Source organism: Streptomyces sp. NPDC048606 (assembly GCF_040650855.1).
Classification (GTDB): Bacteria; Actinomycetota; Actinomycetes; order Streptomycetales; family Streptomycetaceae; genus Streptomyces.
Genome location: NZ_JBEZIB010000005.1, coordinates 257,520 through 277,260 on the forward strand (window position 1 = coordinate 257,520; position 19,741 = coordinate 277,260).

At 73.7% G+C, this 19,741-nt stretch carries 16 protein-coding genes; 6 read left to right on the forward strand and 10 right to left on the reverse strand.

The annotated features are described in order from the left end of the window. Positions 1-13: 13 nt before the first annotated feature. From AB0D01_RS08275 to AB0D01_RS08285, 3 genes are all read right to left on the reverse strand, one after another. A complete protein-coding gene (locus tag AB0D01_RS08275; protein ID WP_363054257.1) occupies positions 14-562 on the reverse strand; it encodes a hypothetical protein in 549 nt (182 codons plus the stop codon). Between the two features lie 95 nt (positions 563-657). After that, on the reverse strand, positions 658-1,020 hold the full coding sequence (locus tag AB0D01_RS08280; RefSeq protein ID WP_363054258.1) for a helix-turn-helix domain-containing protein: 363 nt from the start codon (positions 1,018-1,020) through the stop codon (positions 658-660). A 134-nt stretch (positions 1,021-1,154) separates the two neighbouring features. Beyond that, positions 1,155-2,252, reverse strand: coding sequence for an NADH:flavin oxidoreductase/NADH oxidase (locus tag AB0D01_RS08285; RefSeq protein WP_363054259.1), 1,098 nt, complete (start codon positions 2,250-2,252; stop codon positions 1,155-1,157). A 228-nt stretch (positions 2,253-2,480) separates the two neighbouring features. Between AB0D01_RS08285 and AB0D01_RS08290 the strand changes: the two genes are divergently transcribed. From AB0D01_RS08290 to AB0D01_RS08300, 3 genes are all read left to right on the forward strand, one after another. After that, positions 2,481-3,569, forward strand: coding sequence for an exo-alpha-sialidase (locus tag AB0D01_RS08290; RefSeq protein WP_363054260.1), 1,089 nt, complete (start codon positions 2,481-2,483; stop codon positions 3,567-3,569). Between the two features lie 59 nt (positions 3,570-3,628). Then, complete coding sequence (locus AB0D01_RS08295; protein WP_363054261.1) at positions 3,629-4,315, forward strand: uracil-DNA glycosylase; 687 nt, start codon at positions 3,629-3,631, stop codon at positions 4,313-4,315. A 121-nt stretch (positions 4,316-4,436) separates the two neighbouring features. After that, positions 4,437-5,357, forward strand: coding sequence for a hypothetical protein (locus AB0D01_RS08300; protein ID WP_363054262.1), 921 nt, complete (start codon positions 4,437-4,439; stop codon positions 5,355-5,357). 100 nt (positions 5,358-5,457) lie between these two features. Here AB0D01_RS08300 and AB0D01_RS08305 read toward each other — a convergent pair whose 3' ends face one another. The 5 genes from AB0D01_RS08305 to AB0D01_RS08325 form a co-directional block, all read right to left on the reverse strand. Further along, positions 5,458-6,543, reverse strand: a complete 1,086-nt coding sequence (locus AB0D01_RS08305) for a lactonase family protein (protein WP_363054263.1) — start codon at positions 6,541-6,543, stop codon at positions 5,458-5,460. Between the two features lie 50 nt (positions 6,544-6,593). After that, a complete protein-coding gene (locus tag AB0D01_RS08310; RefSeq protein WP_363054264.1) occupies positions 6,594-7,733 on the reverse strand; it encodes a nitric oxide synthase oxygenase in 1,140 nt (379 codons plus the stop codon). Positions 7,734-7,979: 246 nt separating this feature from the next. Continuing rightward, positions 7,980-8,549, reverse strand: a complete 570-nt coding sequence (locus AB0D01_RS08315) for a GNAT family N-acetyltransferase (protein WP_363054265.1) — start codon at positions 8,547-8,549, stop codon at positions 7,980-7,982. Between the two features lie 71 nt (positions 8,550-8,620). After that, on the reverse strand, positions 8,621-10,114 hold the full coding sequence (locus AB0D01_RS08320; RefSeq protein WP_363054299.1) for an FUSC family protein: 1,494 nt from the start codon (positions 10,112-10,114) through the stop codon (positions 8,621-8,623). 349 nt (positions 10,115-10,463) lie between these two features. Next, complete coding sequence (locus AB0D01_RS08325; RefSeq protein ID WP_363054300.1) at positions 10,464-13,940, reverse strand: M28 family peptidase; 3,477 nt, start codon at positions 13,938-13,940, stop codon at positions 10,464-10,466. Between the two features lie 171 nt (positions 13,941-14,111). Between AB0D01_RS08325 and AB0D01_RS08330 the strand changes: the two genes are divergently transcribed. From AB0D01_RS08330 to AB0D01_RS08340, 3 genes are all read left to right on the forward strand, one after another. Continuing rightward, complete coding sequence (locus tag AB0D01_RS08330; RefSeq protein ID WP_363054266.1) at positions 14,112-15,071, forward strand: LysR family transcriptional regulator; 960 nt, start codon at positions 14,112-14,114, stop codon at positions 15,069-15,071. An 89-nt stretch (positions 15,072-15,160) separates the two neighbouring features. Further along, positions 15,161-16,804 (forward strand): FAD-dependent monooxygenase, encoded by a 1,644-nt coding sequence (locus AB0D01_RS08335; protein WP_363054267.1) that lies wholly within the window; start codon positions 15,161-15,163, stop codon positions 16,802-16,804. A gap of 74 nt (positions 16,805-16,878) precedes the next feature. Continuing rightward, positions 16,879-17,670: a hypothetical protein gene (locus AB0D01_RS08340; protein ID WP_363054268.1), complete on the forward strand. Its 792-nt coding sequence runs from the start codon at positions 16,879-16,881 to the stop codon at positions 17,668-17,670. Positions 17,671-17,697: 27 nt separating this feature from the next. Here the strand turns inward: AB0D01_RS08340 and AB0D01_RS08345 are convergent, their stop codons facing one another. Together AB0D01_RS08345 and AB0D01_RS08350 are read right to left on the reverse strand one after the other, a co-directional pair. Further along, entirely contained in the window at positions 17,698-18,117 is a 420-nt protein-coding gene (locus AB0D01_RS08345; RefSeq protein ID WP_363054269.1) for a universal stress protein, read from the reverse strand. 74 nt (positions 18,118-18,191) lie between these two features. Then, positions 18,192-19,724, reverse strand: coding sequence for an APC family permease (locus AB0D01_RS08350; RefSeq protein WP_363054270.1), 1,533 nt, complete (start codon positions 19,722-19,724; stop codon positions 18,192-18,194). Positions 19,725-19,741 lie beyond the last annotated feature (17 nt).

The window sequence follows — 19,741 nt, forward strand, 5'->3', positions numbered from 1 at the left end:
CGTCTCTTTCGGATCAGCAGCCGCCGCAGTTGTAGTAGATGACGTCCCAGTGGTTGCCCTCGTCGGCGTACACGTTGCCCGAGCCCGACTTCCACTGCGGGGCTCCGTCACCGGGGCGGGCGCCGATGGGCGTGAAGGTGTTCTTGATGTACGAGTTCAGGCAGGAGGCCTTCCCGAAGTCCAGCTTGTAGCCGTTCCAGTGGGAGTAGGTGCCGCCCGCGTGGCCCGTCTCGGTGCCTCCGGTGATGTTCAGCGCGCAGCCGCTCGCGCTCTTCAGCGTCTGCGCGGCCTTCGCGGTGTCGAGGTTGAGCTGCTCGAAGGACGTGCAGTTGGGGTTGTTGCGGTCGGAGCAGTTGCCCGACGAGGACCAGGTGATCCCGGACTGGCGGAACATCGACGTCGCGGTGGCGTGGCTGATCTTGCCGGCCGCGTGGGCTTCGCCGGCGGCCGTCAGGACGCCGAAGCCGGGCGCGAGGAGCGCCGCGGCGATCAGGGCGAGCACGGTGACCAGGGAACGGAGGGAGGGGCGCGGGCGGAGGAATCGGGGCGAGGAAGTGGGCACGGACGGCTCCTCGGTGTCGGTGACCGTACGGACACGGCGATCGTCCCGCACCCGCTCGGACCGCCACCAGGGCACGTCTCGGCCACCGGTCGGCGTCAGTCGGCGGAGGTCGCCTCCGCCGTACGGGCCTCCTCGGCGGCGGCCGCGGCCAGGACGCTGTCGAGCAGGTCGGGGAAGAGGACCTGGAGGTCGGCGCGGCGCAGGCCGTTCATCTTGGCGGTGCCCCGGTAGGTCTGGCGGATGACGCCGCTCTCGCGCAGGACCCGGAAGTGGTGGGTGGTCGTGGACTTCGTGACCGGGAGGACGAAGTACGAACAGGCCAGCTCCGCCTCCGAGGCGGCGAGGTCGCGCACGATGCGCAGCCGGATCGGGTCGGAGAGGGCGTGCAGGACGCCCTCCAGCCGGATCCCGTCCGGTTCGGGGTGCGGGAGGGCTCGGGCCGTGTCACGTTCCGTCATGTTCTGCTCCGCTCCGTCGGCTTGCCCGGGCCGGCCCTGCCGGGGGTTCCATCGTACGAGAACCGTCGTAGGACCGGGGTGGGTGAAGGGGGGCGACCCGGGGGCGGCGCCGGCGCCCCCGGGTCGCGCGTCGCTCACCAGGAGCGGTGGTACTGGTCCGGGACCGGGATCTCGGCGCCCAGTTCACGGGCGGCCCGGCGGGCCCAGTAGGGGTCGCGCAGCAGTTCCCGGCCGAGCACGACGGCGTCGGCCTCGCCGTCGGCGAGGATCTTCTCGGCCTGGCGCGGTTCGGTGATGAGGCCGACGGCGGAGGCGGGCAGGCCGGTCTCCTTCTTGACGCGGGCCGCGAAGGGCACCTGGTAGCCGGGACCGACGGGGATCTTGACGTGCGGGGCGAGGCCGCCCGTGGACACGTCGAGCAGGTCCACGCCGTGTTCGCGCAGGACGTCGGCGAAGCGGACGGTCTCGTCGGCCGTCCAGCCGTCGCCGTCGAGCCAGTCGGTGGCGGAGATCCGGAAGAGCAGCGGGAGCTTCTCGGGCCACACGGCGCGGATCGCGTCGACGACCTCGACGGCGAAGCGGGTGCGGTTCTCGAAGGAGCCGCCGTAGGAGTCGGTGCGGCGGTTGGAGTGCGGGGAGAGGAACTCTCCGATGAGGTAGCCGTGGGCGCCGTGGACCTCCAGCACCTCGTAGCCGGCGGCCAGGGCCCGTTCGGCGGCGGCCGCGAACTGCCCGGTGATCTCGTGGATCTCCTCGACGGTCAGCTCGTGCGGTACGGGGTGGGCCTCGGAGAAGGGCAGGGGGCTGGGGGCGCTGGGCCGCCAGCCGTGCTCCTCGGGGCCGACGGGGCTGCCGCCCTTCCAGGTGCGGTCGGTGGACGCCTTGCGGCCGGCGTGTCCGATCTGGATGCCCGGGACGGTGCCCTGCGACTTGAGGAAGGTGGTGATCCGGCGGAGGGCCTCGACCTGGGTGTCGTTCCAGATGCCGAGGTCGTAGGGGCTGATGCGCCCCTCCGGGGAGATGGCGGTGGCCTCCTGGATGATCAGGCCGGTGCCGCCGGTGGCGCGGGCCGCGTAGTGGGTGAAGTGCCACTCGTGGGCCACGCCCGCGTTCGGGCCGAAGGCCTCGGCGCTGTACTGGCACATCGGGGCCATCCAGATCCGGTTCGGGATGGTCACCGAACGGAGGGTGTAGGGCTGGAACAGGGCGGCAGCGGCGGGCGCAGCACTCATGGGGAGTCTCCAGATGTGACCGGACACGCACCGGGGATCGGCGCTAAGTACGAGAACTACCGTACTACGAAACCTCTCGTAGTACGAGAGGTCCCGTACAAAGAATGCCGTCGTTCGCGCGCCGCCTCTGCCGCACCGCCTCCGCCGCACTGTCGGCGCGCGGGTGCACACTGGCCGGACAGCTGTCGTCTTGACCCAGATGAGCCCGAATGTCCGGAGGTGTCGGCCATGACCGATCTGCTGCTGCTCGCAGGGACCCGCAAGGGGCTGTTCATCGGCCGACGGCGGGGCGAGGGCCCGTGGGAGTTCGACGGTCCGCACTTCAACGCCCAGGCCGTGTCGGCGGTCGCCTTCGACGGACGCGGACCCACGCCCCGGATCCTGGTCGGCGGCGACAGCTCGCACTGGGGGCCGTCCGTCTTCACCTCGGACGACCTGGGGGCGACGTGGCGGGAGCCGGCCGCGCCGGCCGTGCGCTTCCCGGCGGACACCGGGGCCTCCCTGGAGCGCGTCTGGCAACTGCACCCGGCGGGCCCCGAGGCCCCCGACGTGGTCTACGCCGGCACGGAACCGGCGGCCCTGTTCCGCTCCACCGACCGCGGGGAGTCCTTCGAGCTGGTCCGACCGCTGTGGGAGCACCCGACCCGCTCCGAGTGGGTACCGGGCGGGGGCGGCGAGGGCCTGCACACCGTGATCACCGACCCCGACGATCCGGACGCCGTCACGGTGGCCGTCTCCACCGCCGGCGTCTTTCGCACCCTGGACGGCGGGGCGAGCTGGGCGCCCTCCAACCACGGGGTCTCGGCGGTGTTCCTCCCGGACCCGCGCCCGGAGTTCGGCCAGTGCGTGCACAAGATCGCTCAGGACGCGGGGAACCCGGACCGGCTCTACCTCCAGAACCACTGGGGCGTGTACCGCAGCGACGACGCGGGGGCGCGCTGGACCGACATCGGCGCGGGCCTGCCCTCCGACTTCGGCTTCGCGGTCGCCGCCCACCCCCACCACCCCGACACCGCCTACGTCTTCCCCCTCAACGCCGACTCCGACCGGGTCCCCGCGGAACACCGCTGCCGCGTCTACCGCACCCGCGACGCGGGCGCCGCCTGGGAACCGCTGTCCCGGGGCCTGCCGGACGAGGACCACTACGGCACCGTCCTGCGCGACGCCCTGTGCACGGACGACGCGGACCCGGCCGGGATCTACTTCGGCAACCGCAACGGCGAGCTGTACGCGAGCCACGACGACGGCGACAGCTGGCGGCTGCTGGCGGGGCACCTGCCCGACGTCCTGTGCGTACGGGCGGCCGTCCTGCGCTGAGGCCCCGCGCGGGCGCGGGGCGGCGGCGTTGTCCGTGTGGGCCAGTAGAGTGATCAACCATGGCAGCACGACCGTTGAACGAGATCGTCGAGCCGGGCTGGGCCCGGGCTCTGGAGCCGGTGGCGACGCAGATCGCCGCGATGGGCGACTTCCTGCGCGCCGAGGTCGCGGCGGGGCGCACCTACCTCCCGTCGGGGGCGAACGTGCTGCGCGCGTTCCAGCAGCCCTTCGACGAGGTGAGGGTGCTGATCGTCGGACAGGACCCGTACCCCACCCCGGGGCACGCGATGGGACTGTCCTTCTCCGTCGCGCCCGAGGTGCGGCCGGTGCCGCCGAGCCTGGACAACATCTTCCGCGAGATGCACACCGACCTCGGGCTGCCCCGCCCGGTCAACGGCGACCTGACGCCCTGGACGCGACAGGGCGTCCTGCTGCTGAACCGCGCGCTGACCACCGCGCCGCGCAAGACCGGCGGCCACCGGGGCAAGGGCTGGGAGGCGGTCACCGAACAGGCGATCCGCGCCCTGGCCGCGCGCGGCAAGCCGCTGGTGTCGGTGCTGTGGGGACGTGACGCACGCAACCTGCGGCCGTTGCTGGGCGAGCTGCCGGCCGTGGAATCCGTGCACCCCTCCCCCATGTCCGCCGGGAACGGCTTCTTCGGCTCGCGACCCTTCAGCCGGGTCAACGACCTGCTGCAACGCCAGGGCGCGCAGCCCGTCGACTGGACCCTGCCCTCGGTCAGTTGAACCGTATATGACATTGCACGGCGGTATTCAGTGGTCATTCACCGGATAAATACGGACAGATGCCGCCTGACCAGGCCCTGCCCGAACACCCGGTTCCGATAAGCCAGTAGCATGCGGCGCCATGAGCTCCCCCACTGGGCCCGCAAACGGCCTGCCCGTACGAATGCCGCGACCCCGCCAGACGGGGCGGCACCGCCGACCCGAGCCCGCGGTGGCGCCCGAGGGCGCCCCCGCGCTGGTGCTCGCCGTGCCCGGTGCCCCCTCGGCCGCCTCGCGGGGGCTCGCGGAAGAGATCCTCAGCATCGGCCGCTCCGAGCTGCCGGGCCTGGACGCCCGCATCGGCTACCTGGAGGGCGACGACTCCCAGGGCTCCGAGTTCCCCTCGCTGTCCGGCGTCCTGACCGCCGTGGCGGACGAGCGGAACGCCCGCGCGGAGTTCGCCCGCGCGGCGGGCCACGAGGTGCCCGCGCCCACCGGCCCGGACGCCGTCGTGGTGCCCCTGCTGGTCGGCCCGGACGGCGACCTGCTGCGCCGGGTGCGCCAGGCGCTGATGGACTCCTCCGCCGCCGCCGAGCTGGCCGACGTGCTCGGCCCGCACCCGCTGCTCGCCGAGGGCCTGCACGTGCGGCTGTCGGAGGCCGGCCTGGCCCGCGCCGACCGCGCCCGCCTGTTCACCGTGGCCACCGCCGCGGACGGCATCATCCTCGCCACCACCGGCGGCGAGGAGGCCGTCCAGGCCGCCGGCATCACCGGCATGCTGCTGGCCGCCCGACTCGCCGTGCCGGTGATGGCCGCCGCGCTGGACCAGGAGGGCTCGGTGGCCGCCGTCGCCGCCGAGCTGCGCGGTTCCGGTTCGACCCAGCTGGCCCTGGCCCCGTACCTGATCGGCCCCGAGGCGGCCGACGGGCTGCTGGACACCGCCTGCAAGGAGGCCGACTGCTCGGCGGCCGAGGTGCTCGGCGCCTACCCGGCCCTCGGCAAGCTCGCGGTCGCGCAGTTCAGCGCCGCGCTCGGCATCACCCTGAACGCCGCCGCGCACTGACGCGCGCACCCCTACGGCGAGGGCCCGCACCCGGTACATCCCGGGGACGGGCCCTCGCCGCGTTCGGGGCGCCCGCCGCAGGGCGCCACACGGACGCCCTTCAGTCGAACACCACGCAGGTGGCGGCCGGGGCGGGCAGCGCGCCCGCGCGGTGCGGCCGACCGGTGTCCGGGTCCACGTCGAACCAGACGACCTCCCCGGACCGCTCGTTGGCCGCGTACAGCCGACGTCCCGAGGGGTCGACGGCGAGGTCGCGCGGCCAGGTCCCGCCGCTCGCGGTCGTGTCGGTGAGCCGGGGCTCCTCCGGGTCGTCGACGAGGGAGAAGGTGACCAGGGTGTCGGCGCCGCGCACGGCCGCCCACAGGAAGCGACCGTCCGGCGAGGCCACGATCGCCGAGGGATAGGCCCGCACGCCCCCTGGAGCGCCCCCAGGGGCGACCGGAAGCTCGCGGACCGGTTCCAGTCGCCCGGAGGTCGCCTCCCAGCGGCAGACGGTCAGCTGCGGCTCCAGCTCGTGCAGCACGTAGACCACCCCGCCCGCGGGGTGGAAGGTCAGGTGGCGCGGGCCCGTCCCGGCGCGCAGGGCGACCTCGGCGTGCGGGCGCGGGGCGCCGTCGGCCGGGTCGAGCGCCAGGACCCGCACCGAGTCGGTGCCGAGGTCCACGGCCAGCGCCCAACGGCCGGTGGGGTCGGGCAGCACCTGGTGGGCGTGCGGGCCCTCCTGCCGGTCCGGGTCGGGACCCGAGCCCTCGTGGGCGAGGATCGAGGCGGGGCCCGACGGCAGCCCCTCGGCGTCCAGCGGCAGGCTGCTGACGTCGCCGGACGTGTAGTTGGCGGTGAGCAACCGGTCCCCCGCCAGGCCGAGGTGCGTGGGGCCGGCGCCACCGACGGGGACGGCCGCGCCCAGGGGGGCGAGTCCCCCGCCGGTGGTCCGGAAGGCCCCCACCGCCCCCGGGGCGGTCTCGCTCACGGCGTAGAGCACGCCCCGGCGCCGGTCGAGCGCCAGGTACGACGGGTCCGTCAGGACGTCGGTCGCCGCGAGGGCGGTCAGGGCCCCGGTGGACGGATCCACGGCCGCGGTGATGACACCGCGGCCGCCCCCCGAGGTGAACGAGCCGATGTAGGCCCGGTGTCCGCCGCCGTGGTCCGTACCGTTCGTACCGTCCGTACCCCGCGCGCCGCTCACAGGTGCCTCTCTCCGCCGTCCCGGATCCTTCCGAAACGGTAACAGAAGGTCTAGACCAAGTCCCGTCCCCTGGCCCGTTCCTGGGCCCCTTCGTGGTGCACGTACGCGGTGGTGCTGGGCCGGTCCTCGTAGGTCCGGTGGAAGACCGGGGTCGCGGAACCGGAGATCGGCGGGACGATCCACGACCAATCGGCGCCCACCTCACGGCCCTTGCGCTCCTCCCGCTCCAGGTGGGACAGGAAGCGCCGGGACTCGGTGTGGTGGTCGGCGATGGTGACGCCGGCCCGGTCGAAGGAGTCCAGCACCGCCCGGTTGAGCTCGACGAGCGCGCGGTCCCGCCAGAGGGAACGCTCGCTGGACAGGTCCAGTCCGAGCCGACGGGCCACCGCCGGCAGGAGGTTGTAGCGGTCGGTGTCGGCCAGGTTGCGGGCGCCTATCTCGGTCCCCATGTACCAGCCGTTGAAGGGCGCGGCCGGGTAGTGGATTCCGCCGATCTCCAGGCACATGTTGGAGATGGCCGGAACCGCGTGCCAGCGCAGGCTCCAGTCCGACCAGTCGTCCTGGGGGTCGGGGTGGCGGATCGGCACCTCCAGCACGGCGTCCGCCGGGGTGTCGAACCAGCGGGGCTTGTCGTCGACGCCCTGGACCACCAGCGGCAGGAGGTCGAAGGGGGTACCGGCGCCGCCGGACCACCCGAGCCGCAGGAGGGCCTCGGTGAGTTCGGCGTTGCGGGCGTCGCCCACGGTGACGGAGTGGTGGTCGCCGTAGCCGGCGTAGCGCACGAGCTGCTCGCTCCAGATCAGCGGGCCCGGGCGGCCCGGCGCGTCCGGGGCGAAGACGGTGATGGTGGGGCGGACACGGCCCCCGTTGGTCGCCTCCCGCAGGTGCTCGAAGCACTCGTCGGCGATCTCCGACCCCTCGGTCAGGCCCCGGCGGTCGCGCACCCGCAGGGAGTTCCAGTAGAGCCGGCCAATGCAGCGGTTGCTGTTGCGCCAGGCCACCCGGGCGCCGTGGACCAGCTCCTGCGGGGTGTGCCGGTAGGTGCCGGTCTCCGCCAGCTCGGCCCGTACGGCGGCGAGTCGGGCACGCGGATCACCGGCTTCCCGGTTCTCCCGATGGAAGAGCCCGATGAACTCCTCGGCTTCCTCCCACACCCGAGCGGTGTCGGAGTGCTGTTGAAGTATTTCCATTCCGGGCGGTTACCCCCTGTCCGACCAGATCCACCCTGTACGTGCCGGATGAATGTGCAATGAACACTCACCCGTTGTACATGCCGCAGGTCAGCGCCGTGCCCGTGCAAGGCCCGCTCCACACCTCCGGGTGATCTCGCTCCGTTGGCCTGCGCGGGGCCCGGGGGCGCCGTATCATCCCCGCCGCTCCGGGAGTTGGGGTCGACGGGCACCCGGACCGCGTCCCGCGCCGCGCCCCGAACCCGCTCAGCAGGGACGACTCATGAACAGGGCCTGCTCCCCCGCGGCCGGGGTGCCGTCGTAGAGGGTCGTGTCGAGTCCGCACAGGGTGAAGCCCATCCGACGGTAGGCGTGCACGGCCGGGGCGTTGACCGTGCTGACCTCCAGCCACAGGTGCGCGGCGCCGCGCTCGCGGGCGAAGTCGGCGGCGAGCTCCATCAGGGAGCGTCCGATGCCGCGGCCGCGGTGGGTCGGGGCGATCTCGATGTCCTCGACGACCAGGCGGCGGTTCCAGGCGGAGTGGGCGACGGCGACGAAGCCGCACAGGACGCCGCCGTCGAGGGCGACGAAGGTCCGGCGGTCCGCGTCGCCGGCGTCGTCGTCGCCGTCCGCTTCGTCGTCCGGCTCGTCGTCCTGCGGGAACACCTTGCGCACCGGCGGGTCGACCGGGACCTCGCGCAGGACGAAACCGTCCTCCGGGCGGGTCACTTCGAACACGCTGCGGGTGACGAAGGACCCGTCGAGGGCCTCGATGGCGGCGCGGTCTTCGGGGCGGGCGGTGCGGTACGCGACGGACGGGTCGGCTGTGGTGGTCATCCCGCGACGGTACCCCCGCGGGCCGGCCCCCGGGCCCTTCCCGGGGAAGGGGGGCGGGGGCCGGCCCGGGCTCAGGCGTCGACCAGCGGGGAGGGTCGGGAGCTGCGCAGCGGGTGGGCGAGGTCGACGAGGGCGCGTTCCAGGCCGTGCAGGTGCGCGAGGGCGCCTGCCGCCTCCGGGGCGTGCGGGTGCTGCTCGGAGGAGGGGGCGGGGGCGCCGGGGCCGCCGGCGGTGAGGGCCTCGACGGCGGCCTCGACGCGCCAGCACGCGGCGGCCAGGCGGGCGTCGTGGGAGGCGTCCGGGTCGGCGGCGACGGCGACGAGTCCGCGCACCTCGCGGGAGCAGTCGTCGAGCAGGGCGATCACCCGGCGGGCGCGGGCCTTACGGGCGGGGAAGGGGCTGAGCGGGTGGACGAGCGGGGCGAGCGCCATCCGGACGCGGGCGAGCAGGGCCTCCAGCTCGGCGGCGTGCGGGGCGGGGTCCGCCGTCGGTGAGCCGGCGAGGCGCGCGGTGGCCTCGGCGGTCGCGGCGTGCACGCGGCGCAGGGCCCGCTGGATCCAGGCGTCGTTGGTGGCGTGGGTGGTGACGGGGAGGATCAGGACCACGGCGAGCGCGGCGCCGATCGCGCCGACGGCGGTCTCCTGGAAGCGCAGGAGGAGCAGGCCGGGGTGCAGGACGCCGAGGAGGCCGTAGAGGAGCCCGGCCATGACGGTGACGAAGAACATCATCCAGGAGTAGGAGGGGGCCGCGGTGTAGAAGATCCCGAAGACGCAGACGGCGACGAGGGCGGCGGTGGGGGCCGGTGCTCCGTGCAGGGGGACGGCGATCAGCAGTCCGGCGGCGATGCCGATCACGGTGCCGAGGACCCGGCGGAAGCCGCGGACCAGGGTCTCGCCGCGCGAGGCGGTGTTGACGAAGATCCACCAGGCGGTGCCGACGGCCCAGTACCAGCGGTCCTCGGACAGGGCCTGGCCGATGGCCAGGGCGAAGCCGCAGGCGGCGGTGGTCTGGAAGGCCTGTCGGGTGGTGGGGCGGCGCAGCCCGGTGCCGGGCAGGCCGGGCGGGGCCGGGGCGGGCGGGGTGCGGCGTTCGATGGGCCAGAGCAGGAAGCGCACCGCGCCGGACGCGACGAGGGCCAGTCCGACGGCGGCGTACAGCTCGGGGAGCTGGGCGGGGACCGCGTGCAGGAACTGGGTGACGAAGAACATCATGAAGCCGAAGATGCCGAGGGCGTGGCCGCGCGGGCCCCAGCGGCGGGCGTAGACCCCGGCGAAGACCACGGCGAGGAAGGCCGCGTCGCGCAGGGGCGGCGTCCCGTGGAGGGTGGTGGCGAGGGCCAGGACGGGGAAGCCGGCGACGGGCAGCAGGGCGGTGGTCACGCGCTGGGCGCGGACGGTGGGGTCCAGGACGGTGAACAGGGCCAGCAGCGCGGCGAGCCCGCCGGTGATGGAGGCGGTGAGGGAGAGTCCCGCCAGTTCGGCGACGGCGACGGCGAGTCCCACGCCGACGACCGCGCGCAGTGAGTTCCTGAGTCTCAGGCGCCCCGGGTCCGGAGCCACGAACATCCTCTTCACGGCGGTGTGCCGCCCCCCTCGCGATGGAGCACGCCGGGCCGCCTTCCGCCCGGGGGTGGTGGGCGGTGTGGGGGCACGGCGAAGGCGCCACGGTCCGGATCGGCCTCGTTGCCGTCCGGCGCCGCGTGGCGCCGTAAGTACATGGATGGTGCACAGAAAACCATCCGAAGGTGCGTTGGCTCAAGTGACGCGGTCATGGGTGGGCCATTGGCCCAGTCCGGACGGGGGATCTTCGGCCGGCGGCGGGCCAGTGGACGGCCGGCGGCGGAGCGGGCCGACCCGGCCCCGCGTGCGGGGCCGGGCCGGTGCTGCGCGCGTTCGTCGGTCGGGCGGGTGTGCGTCAGCTCACGTCGAGGGCGACGTCGTCCACGACGAAGGAGGTCTGGAGCGACTGGTCCTCCACGCCGTTGAACTTCAGGGTGACGCTCTGGCCCGCGAAGGACGCCAGGTCGTAGGTCTTCAGGGTGTAGCCGGAGTTCGCGTCCACGTTGGACAGCGTCTCCAGGGTCCGGCCGCCGACGGAGACGGTGAAGCGGTCGTAGACCACGTTCTCGGTCTCGTCGGTGTCGATGTGCAGGTGGAAGGAGAGGCGGTACGAGGAGCAGCCGGCGGGCACGGTCAGCGTCTGGGCGGCGCTGTCGGTGCGCGGCGAGCCCCAGCCGTTGAGCCACGCCTTGTAGCTGCCGCCGTGCGGGGGCTGCCCGGCCTGGTTGGTGATCACGCCCGAGGTGGTGGTCCACGGGCTGGTGCCGCTCTCGAAGCCGCCGTTGACGACGAGCTGGCGCGGGGTGCAGGTGCCGCCCCCGCCGGTGACGGTCAGGGTGTAGGTGGTGGTGTGGCTGACGGTGCCCGCACCGGTGACGGTGAGGGTGTACGTGCCGGGTACGGCACTGGCGCCGACCTGCACGGTGAGGGTGGCGGAGTCGCCGGACTGGACGGAGGCGGGGCTCACGGAGGCGCTGACGCCGGCCGGGGCGCCGGAGACGCTCAGGGCGACGGTCTGGGGGCTTCCGCTGAGGGTGGTGGTGTTCACGGTGGCGGTGGTGGACCCGCCGGGGGCGGCGCTGCCGGCGGCGGGGCTGGTGGCGAGGGAGAAGTCGCGGGCGGGGGTCTCGCCGCCGACGGCCTGCTTCCAGATCGTGTGGGCGACGCCGTCGGCGCTGCGGTCCAGGACGGTGGCGTTGATGTTGTTCGTGGTGTCGCAGGCGCTGTGGTAGCAGGGGTCGTAGGCGGCGTTCGCGGTGCCGCCCCACTTGCCGGCCTGCGCCGAGGTCTTGCGGGCGGAGGCGCCGGCCGCGTAGCCGGAGGTGGGGATGCCGGCCTGCTGGAAGGAGTAGTCGTCGCTGCGGCCCTGTCCTTCGGTGTTCTCCTCGGGGGCGAGGTTCAGCGAGGTCCAGTAGGCCTTCAGCGGGGCGGCGGCGGTGGAGTTCAGGTTGTTGATGAAGTAGCCGCCGTTGGTGGAGCCCACCATGTCGAAGTTGTAGTAGGCCTTGATGGCGGTGCGCTGGGCGGCGCTCAGCTGGCCCACGTAGAACCGGGATCCGTTGAGGCCCTGCTCCTCGTCGGTCCACCAGGCGAAGCGGACGTGCTTGGTGAGGGTGGGGTTGCGCTGGGCGAGGGCGAGGGCGTTCTCCAGCAGGGTCGCGGAGCCGGAGCCGTTGTCGTTGATGCCGGGTCCGGCCGACACGCCGTCGAGGTGCGCGCCGAACATGACGGTCTGGTCGGCGGGACCGCCCGGCCAGTCGGCGATCAGGTTGTTCGACGGGTAGGTGCAGCTCGTGCAGGTCTGCTCGGTGACCGTGTAGCCGGCGGCCTGGAGCTTGCCCTTCACGTAGGCCAGCGACTGCGTGTAGCCGGCGCTGCCGGCGCGGCGGTGGCCGCCGTTCTGCGAGGCGATGGTGTTGAACTGGGTGAGGTGCGCGCGGACGGCCGCGACGTCGATGTTCGGCGGATCGTCGCCGGGCGTGGTGCCGCCGACGTTGAGCGCGAAGTCCACGGTGTGGGAGAGGGCGGTGCCCTGGCCCTTGACGACGACGGTGGACGCGCCCGGTGCCGCGTTGGCGGTGGCGGTCAGGGTGAGGACGGAGGACTGTCCGGCCTGGACGGTGGCCGGGTTGAAGGAGGCGCTGACGCCGGCGGGGAGGCCTGAGGCGGTCAGCGTCACCGACTGGGCGACGCCGGTGGTGACCGTCGTGCCGACGGTCGTGGTGAGGGAGGCGCCCTGCTGCACGGTGCCCGAGGCGGGGTTCAGCGCGAGCGAGAAGTCGTTGTTCTGCCCGCTCGGGGTGCAGGTGGGGTCGGCGCTCTGGGCGGGGACGGTGATGGCGTCCCAGGCGGCCTTGGTCTTGAGGAACAGCTCGCAGGTGGCGTCGAGTGACTTGGCGGAGCTGAGCGTGGCCGTGCGGTACTTCTTGTACGACATGCCGCTGGTCTTGAGGAGCATGCCGCCGTAGAAGATCTTGCCGGCGTTCTGGATGCCGACGCCGGTCAGCGTGCTCTGGTTGCAGGTGCTGCTGTTCGGCTTGCCCCCGCCGGGGCTGGTGCCCTCGGCGAGCAGGTAGAACCAGTGGTTGAGCGGGCCCGCGGCGGCGTGGACCTCGGTGCCGGGTATCGCGGAGCTGTAGCAGGCCGGGTCGTTGTTGACGGCCGGCGGGTTGTACATGTTGCGGATGGGGCCGCGGCCCTGGAGGTTGATGACCTCGCCGACGGTGTAGTCCGGGACGTCGTAGGGGGCCGGCTGGTTGACGTAGGCCTCGGTGAGCGCGCCGAAGATGTCGCCGGTGCCCTCGCCGAGTCCGGCCTCCTGGCCGCTGGTGCCGCCGGGGGTGTTGCTGTCGATGGCGTGCCCGTACTCGTGGGCCACCACGTCGATGCCGGCGATCCACTCGTTCGCGCTGTTGCGGCCGATGGTGACGGAGCTGCCGTCCCAGTAGGCGTTGAGGTCGCTCAGCCCGACCTTGGCCGGGAAGGAGCGGCCGTTGCCGCTGACGCCGTTGCGGCCCAGCCACTGCCCGAGCATGTCCCACTGCTTCTGGGCGGCGAACATCAGGTCGACGCAGCCGGTCTCCTTGCTCGTGGGGTTGCCGGTGCCCCAGGAGTCGGAGGACTTGGTGAAGACCGTGCCGGTGCTGTAGTCGGCGCAGCTCAGTCCGGTGCGGTTCGGGTCGCGCAGGGTGTACGTGGAGCCGGAGTTGGTGGTGTCGATGGTGATCGGGCCGGGACCGTTCCACTTGCTGTTGCCGGTGCCCGCGACCACGTCGTCGTAGGTGTCGACCACCGCGCCGGTGCGGGCGTCGACGAAGACGTGCATCCTGCTGGGCGCGCGGTCGGTGCGGCCCGAGAGGACGGTCTCCCAGGCCAGGACCGGCTTGTCGTCCTTGAGGCGGACGACCAGGCGGCTGCTGTCGACCTTGTCGACGGCGGCCAGCCTGCCGCGCGAGGTGCTCTCGGCGGCCTTGGCGGTGACCTCGGGGGCGGTCGCCACGTCGATGCGGACGGCGGAGGCGGACTGCAGGGCGCGCACCCTGCCCGCTCCGTCGGCCAGGACGACGGCGTCGCCGCCGACGACCGGCAGGCCGCGGTAGCTGCGTTCGTAGGCGACCGAGTACAGGTCCTGCACCCAGGGGGTCACCAGGCGGCGCTCGTACTGTTCCTGGGAGGAGTTGACCAGGGTGTCCAGGCCGCTGCGGACGGCCTGGTCGGCGGCGGCGACGGCGCGCGAGGCGGGGGTGTCCTGCGCGGCGGCCCGTGGGGTGGGCTGGGCGGCCGAGGCGGGGGTGGCCGCCAGGGCGCCGGCGAGGCTCGCGGTCAGCGCCATCGCCGCCACGCTCGCCGTCCATCTGTTGGGGTGCACGTCCACTCCGTTCGTGGGGGGGGGTGAGTGCTCGTTCGCCGCAGTATGGGCGTGGACATGGCGAGATTGGGACATATCGGCAGGCATAAGGCCGGAGTTATGGTCGGCGGTGCGGCGCTCTCGTACGCTGCCGGGATGCAGCTGGAGTTGAGACATCTGCAAGCCGTCTGCCGGATCGCGGAAGCGGGCAGCCTGGGGGGCGCGGCACGCCGGCTCGGCGTGTCACAGCCCGCGCTCTCGGCCCAACTGCGGCGCATCGAGCGGGTCACCGGCGGGGAGTTGTTCGTCCGGGGCCGGGCCGGCGTCGAGCCCACGGCGCTGGGTCAGTTCGTCCTCGCCAAGGCGCGCCGGGTGTTGAACGAGATGGACGCGCTGGGCGCGGAGGCCCGGGCGGTGGCCGACGGCACACCGCTGCGGCTGGGATGCATCCTGCTGGTGCTGCTCGACGGTCTCCTCGCGCAGACGGACCGGTCCATGTCCGGCCGGGAGATCACCGTCGACCTGGAGGACTCGGTGACCACGCTGACCCGGATGCTGGGCGCCGGGCGGTACGACGCCATCGTGTACGGGGAGGTCAACGACCACGAGGTGCCGCTGCCGGAAGGTGCCCGGGCCCGGACCCTGGTCGCCAAGGAGCCGTTCTGCATCCGCGTCTCGGCCCGCCACCCGCTCGCCGCCCTGGACCGCATCGCCCTGCCCGACCTGGCCGGGGAGACCTGGATGGCCCTCGTCGAGGACGACGACGGCGGCCCCGAGGCCCTGTCCGCCGCCTGCGCCGCGGCGGGGTTCACCCCGCTGCTGCGCCACCGGATCACGGACCGCAAGATGCACTACGACCTGATCGCGGCGGGCCGGGCCGTCTCCCTGAGCCAGCCCACGGCCCCCGACGTCCCCGGCACGGTGATGCGACCGCTGGTCGGCTCCCCCGTCACGGGCCGCATCCGGCTCGCCTGGATGCGCTCCGCGCTGTCGGGGGAACAGGCGGCGCTGCTCTACCGCGCCGCCGCCCGGGCCCACCTCGCCAACGTCGGCAACCACCCCTTCCACCAGGTGTGGTGGAACGCCCACCCCGAGGCTCATCCGGCGCTCGACTGACCGGGCGCACTGACCGGGCGCGCAGGTCCCGCCGGCCCCCGCACCGCACTGCGGTGGCCGCCGCCGGCGGGCGAGGCCACCATGGAAGGATGCACGGCGAGAGGGCGGACGTCCTGGTCGCGGGTGCGGGCCCGGTGGGCCTGACCGCGGCGGTGGAACTGCGCCGGCGGGGGGTGGCCTGCCGTCTGGTGGACCGGCTGCCCGCGCGGCTGCCGTACGCGAAGGCCGTCGGCGTACAGCCGCGCACCCTGGAACTGTGGGACCGTGCGGGCCTGGTCCGGGAGGCGCTGGAGGTGGCCGTCCCGCTGCGCGGGCAGCTCCTGTACGTGGGCGGCGCCGAACGCGGCCGGATCGAGCTCGCCCTGCCGCCCGAGGTGCCGTACGGGTTCGCGGCGATGCCGCAGTACGAGACCGAACGGATCCTGGAGGAGTTCCTCGCCCGGTTCGGGACCCGGATCGAGCGCGGCACCGAACTCCTCGGCTTCACCCAGGACGCCGACGGGGTCACCGCCCGACTCCTGGGCCCCGACGGGGAGGAGGAGCTGCGCACCCGCTACCTGGTGGGCTGCGACGGGGCGCACAGCACCGTCCGCAAGGGGCTGGGCCTGGACTTCGCCGGCGGGGCCTTCCCCGAGGAGTACATGCTCGGGGACGTGGAGGTCGACTGGGACCTGCCCGCCGGCTGGTCGCTGCGCTCCACGCACCTGGACCACCGCGACCGCCCCGACGACGTGCTGGTGTGCGTCCCGCTGCCCGGACCGGGGCGCTACCGGATGTCGATGATGGTGCCGCCCGAGCTGGCCTCCGCGCAGGCGCCCCCGGACGGCGGGGACGGCGTCGTACACGGCCTGGAGGGCGACCGGGCCCCCGGACTCCCCCACATCCAGGCCGTTCTGGACCGGCTGTCGCCGCAGCCGGTGACCGCGCGGAACCTGCGCTGGGCCTCCGTCTTCCGGATCAGCCACCGGATCGTGGACCGGTACGGGCGGGGCCGCGTCTTCGTCGCCGGGGACGCGGCGCACATCCATCCCCCGACGGGCGCGCAGGGCATGAACACCGGCATCCAGGACGCCTGGAACCTGGCCTGGAAGCTCGCGCTCGCCGTCGAGGGGTCCGCCCGCGCGGACCTGCCCGACAGCTACGACGCCGAGCGCCGGCCCGTCGGCGAGGAGGTCGTCGGGCGGACCGTGCGCCACGCCCGCGAGGGCATGGACGTCGACCCGGCGGACGCGACCACCCCGCTGCTGCGCGAGGCGCAGCTCCTGGTCGGCTACCCCGACGGCCCGCTCGTCCCCCCGGAACCCGACGGCGATCGGCCCGACGGGCCCGGTCCGCGGCCCGGCGCGCGCGCCCCCGACTGCGGCGGGCTGCGCGGCGCGATCCCCGCCTTCCCCCTGCGCCTCCACGACCTGCTGCGCGGCCGCGACCACGTGTTGCTGCTGTACACGGACGGCGCACCGGACCCCCGGCTCCCGGAACTCGCCGCGTGGGCGGCCGGGTTGCCGCCGGGACGGCTCACGGCGTACGCGGTCCTCACCGAGGGCGGGACCGCGCCCGCCGGGGCTGCCGCGTTGCCCGTGTACCGCGACGCCCGGGGCGAGTTCGCCCGCGCCTACGGGGTGAGCGGGCCGACCGCGTTCGTGGTGCGCCCGGACGGCTACCTCGGCGCCCGCGTCCACCCTCCGACGGCCGAGGGCGTGGCCGCGTACCTGGCCCGCGTCTTCGCGGACTGACTCCCGCCGGCCGGCGCGCGGCGGGCATGCTGCACAATCGGCCTTTCGAAACGATCGACGGGGGCGGGAACGGCATGCGCGTGGTGGGTATCGGCGGAGCGGCGCGGCGGGTGGCGGGCTTCGCCGTGGGTGCGGCCCTGGTGGCCGCGACGGCCGGATGCGCGGGGGGCTCGGAGCCCGCCGCGGCCGGGGCCCCGGCGACGCCGGCCGCGGCGGGCGGTGGCGCGAGCGCCGCCGCGAGCCCCTCGGCCCCGGCGAGCCCGAGCCCCGTCGGCACCCCGGGCCCGGCCGCGGACCGGCTGAAGGAACTGCTGGTGGCGCCCGCGACCCGGATCGGCCGCTACCAGGTCTCCGAGCCGGTCCTCGACGAACCCTTCAGCGAGATGTACGAGGCCGTCCCGGTGGTGTGCACGCCCCTGAGCACCCTCAGCAAGGCGGGCCACACGGCCCAGGCGTACGGCACCGTCCTCGTCCCCGAGAAGCCGCTGGAGGTGGGCACGGCGATCCTGCTGCGCTCCTACCCGCACGAGACCGCGGCCAGGGCGGCCCTGGCCTCGCTGGCGGAGGCCGGCAGGCAGTGCGCGGGCGGCTACACCGAGGACCGGGCCCTGGCCGAGGCCAAGGTGCTGCGCGTCGAGGAGGTCAAGGCCCCCGCGATCGGCGACGAGGCCCGCGCCTACCGGATCGTGACGCAGGACCTGAAGGACGAGAAGATCTCCCTGTACCAGTACCTGACGGTGGTCCGCACCGGCTCGGTGACCCTGTCCTTCGACTCCAGCATCATCGCCACGCACGACTTCGGCGGGGTCCCGCAGGAGATCGTCACGGCGCAGTGGAAGAAGCTCTCCGAGGGACTCGCCTCCTAGGGCCCCCGGCGCCCCCGGCGCGCCGGCCTACGCCTCCTCGGTCGGCACGCACAGCACCGGCACCCGGGACAGGTGCAGGAGCTTGTGCGGGGTGGAGCCGAGCAGGGCGCCGCGCAGCGGGCTGTCGCCCCAGCTGCCGACGATGATGACCCGGCCCCCGTGGCGTTCGGCGGCGTCGAGCAGGGCCTGCGCCGGCTTCTCGTCGACCACCTCGACGGTCGAGGGCACCCCGGCCTCGTCGGCGGCGGCGACGGCCCGCGCGAGGGCGCTGCGCCCGGCCTGGCGGACGGCCTCCTGGTGGGCGCGGTACTCCTCCCCGCCGGAGCCGGGGGCGGCGGCGCCGTAGACGAGGACCAGCGGTTCCCCGAAGGCGGAGGCCACTTCCAGGGCCACCCTCAGGGCGCGTTCGGCGCCCGGTGATTCGTCGTATCCCAGGACCACGGACATCGGGTCTCCTCGGCTCCTCGGTCGTGATCGGGGTCGTGTTCGGGGTCGTGCTCGGGGTCGTGGTCCGCCGCGCGTCAGGTCTTCCTGCGGTGCACCAGGGCCGGGTCGACGACGCCGCGCCGCTCCTGCCAGAACCGGCCGTCGCGCACCCGCCAGAAGCACATGAGGAGCACGCCGACGACGGCGATGCCGATCCCGATGACGAGCGGCGGCCCGAGTCCGAACCAGGCCACGCCGCCGGCCGAGTTCTCCGGGTTCGACATGTCGCCGATGGACTCCACCAGCAGCCAGGCCAGCAGACCGGCGCCGACGAGGGGGCCGACGCCGATCAGCAGCAGGTTGTGCGCGCTCTCCAGCAGGTGGCGGCGGTAGTAGACGGCGCAGGCCAGGCCGGTGAGCGCGTAGTAGAACGCGATGAGCAGGGAGAGCGCCGTCAGGGAGTCCAGGAGGGCGTTCTCGCTGATCCGGTTGACGACGACGTACCAGGCGATGGCGATGCCGGCCACCCACCAGGTGCTGACCTCAGGGGTGCGGAAGCGCGGGTGGATGTGGGCCAGCCGCGGGGGCAGCGCGTGGCGGCGGGCCATGGACAGCGCGGTCCGCGAGGCGGGGATGATCGTCGTCTGGGTGGAGGCGAGCGCGGAGGTGCAGACCGCGAGGAGCACCACCCAGTCCCAGCCGCCCATGACCTCGTGGGCGAGGACGGCGAAGACGGCCTCCTCCTCGCCCGCGTTCTCGGCGAGGAATCGGGTGCCCGCGTAGGCGACGACCGCGTAGCCGACGGACAGGTAGGTGACCAGGAGGACCACCGTCGACCAGATGCCGGCCTTGCCGGGGGCGGTCGCGGAGTCGTGGACCTCCTCGGTGAGGTTCACGGCCGACTCCCAGCCCCAGTAGATGAAGACGCCGAGCAGCAGGCCGCCGGTGAGGGCGGTGCCGCCGGCGCCGAAGGGGTTGAGCCATCCGAGGGAGGGGGTGGTGCCGTCGAGGGTGTCGGTGCCGGCGTAGACCCGGTAGAGGGCGACCACGGCGAAGACCAGCAGGAAGAACACCTGGGCCAGGATCAGGACGTCCTGGAGGCGGGCGGACATCTCGGTGCCGATGACGCAGACGGCGGTCATGGCGAGGATCACCGCGACCGTGAGGCCCTGGCGGATCCACTCGTTCGCCGCCCAGCCGTCGAGGCCGGCGGCGAGCAGTCCGAAGTGGACGGCGACGTCGGCGAGCGAGCCGATGACCAGGACGCCGGTCATCGTGATGGCCCAACCGCCGAGCCAGCCCGCCCAGGGCCCCATGGCGCGGGTCACCCAGGAGAAGGTGGTCCCGCAGTCCTGGTCGACCTTGTTCAGGTAGTAGAACGCGGCGGCGATCAGCAGCATCGGGACGAAGGACGCCAGCATCACGCCGGGCGCGTAGACCCCGGCCAGGGCCACGATGGGGCCGATGACCGCGGCCAGGGAGTAGGCCGGGGAGGTGGAGTTCAGGCCGATGACCAACGCGTCGAGGAAGCCGATCGCGTCGGCCTTCAGGCCCGGCTCGGCCTCGGGTGGGGGCAGCCGGTCGGCGGTGCCCCGGCCCGGCCCGCCGCCTGCGCCGTCGTCGTCCATGTAGGCATCGTCGGGTA

Excerpts from the sequence above, each read along its gene's own strand:
- AB0D01_RS08315 (WP_363054265.1), bottom strand. The coding sequence starts at position 8,549 with ATGACCACCACAGCCGACCCGTCCGTCGCGTACCGCACCGCCCGCCCC.
- AB0D01_RS08310 (WP_363054264.1), bottom strand. The coding sequence starts at position 7,733 with ATGGAAATACTTCAACAGCACTCCGACACCGCTCGGGTGTGGGAGGAA.
- AB0D01_RS08290 (WP_363054260.1), top strand. The coding sequence starts at position 2,481 with ATGACCGATCTGCTGCTGCTCGCAGGGACCCGCAAGGGGCTGTTCATC.
- AB0D01_RS08325 (WP_363054300.1), bottom strand. The coding sequence starts at position 13,940 with ATGGCGCTGACCGCGAGCCTCGCCGGCGCCCTGGCGGCCACCCCCGCC.
- AB0D01_RS08340 (WP_363054268.1), top strand. The coding sequence starts at position 16,879 with ATGCGCGTGGTGGGTATCGGCGGAGCGGCGCGGCGGGTGGCGGGCTTC.
- AB0D01_RS08300 (WP_363054262.1), top strand. The coding sequence starts at position 4,437 with ATGAGCTCCCCCACTGGGCCCGCAAACGGCCTGCCCGTACGAATGCCG.
- AB0D01_RS08330 (WP_363054266.1), top strand. The coding sequence starts at position 14,112 with ATGCAGCTGGAGTTGAGACATCTGCAAGCCGTCTGCCGGATCGCGGAA.
- AB0D01_RS08350 (WP_363054270.1), bottom strand. The coding sequence starts at position 19,724 with ATGGACGACGACGGCGCAGGCGGCGGGCCGGGCCGGGGCACCGCCGAC.
- AB0D01_RS08285 (WP_363054259.1), bottom strand. The coding sequence starts at position 2,252 with ATGAGTGCTGCGCCCGCCGCTGCCGCCCTGTTCCAGCCCTACACCCTC.
- AB0D01_RS08320 (WP_363054299.1), bottom strand. The coding sequence starts at position 10,114 with ATGTTCGTGGCTCCGGACCCGGGGCGCCTGAGACTCAGGAACTCACTG.
- AB0D01_RS08280 (WP_363054258.1), bottom strand. The coding sequence starts at position 1,020 with ATGACGGAACGTGACACGGCCCGAGCCCTCCCGCACCCCGAACCGGAC.
- AB0D01_RS08345 (WP_363054269.1), bottom strand. The coding sequence starts at position 18,117 with ATGTCCGTGGTCCTGGGATACGACGAATCACCGGGCGCCGAACGCGCC.
- AB0D01_RS08295 (WP_363054261.1), top strand. The coding sequence starts at position 3,629 with ATGGCAGCACGACCGTTGAACGAGATCGTCGAGCCGGGCTGGGCCCGG.
- AB0D01_RS08335 (WP_363054267.1), top strand. The coding sequence starts at position 15,161 with ATGCACGGCGAGAGGGCGGACGTCCTGGTCGCGGGTGCGGGCCCGGTG.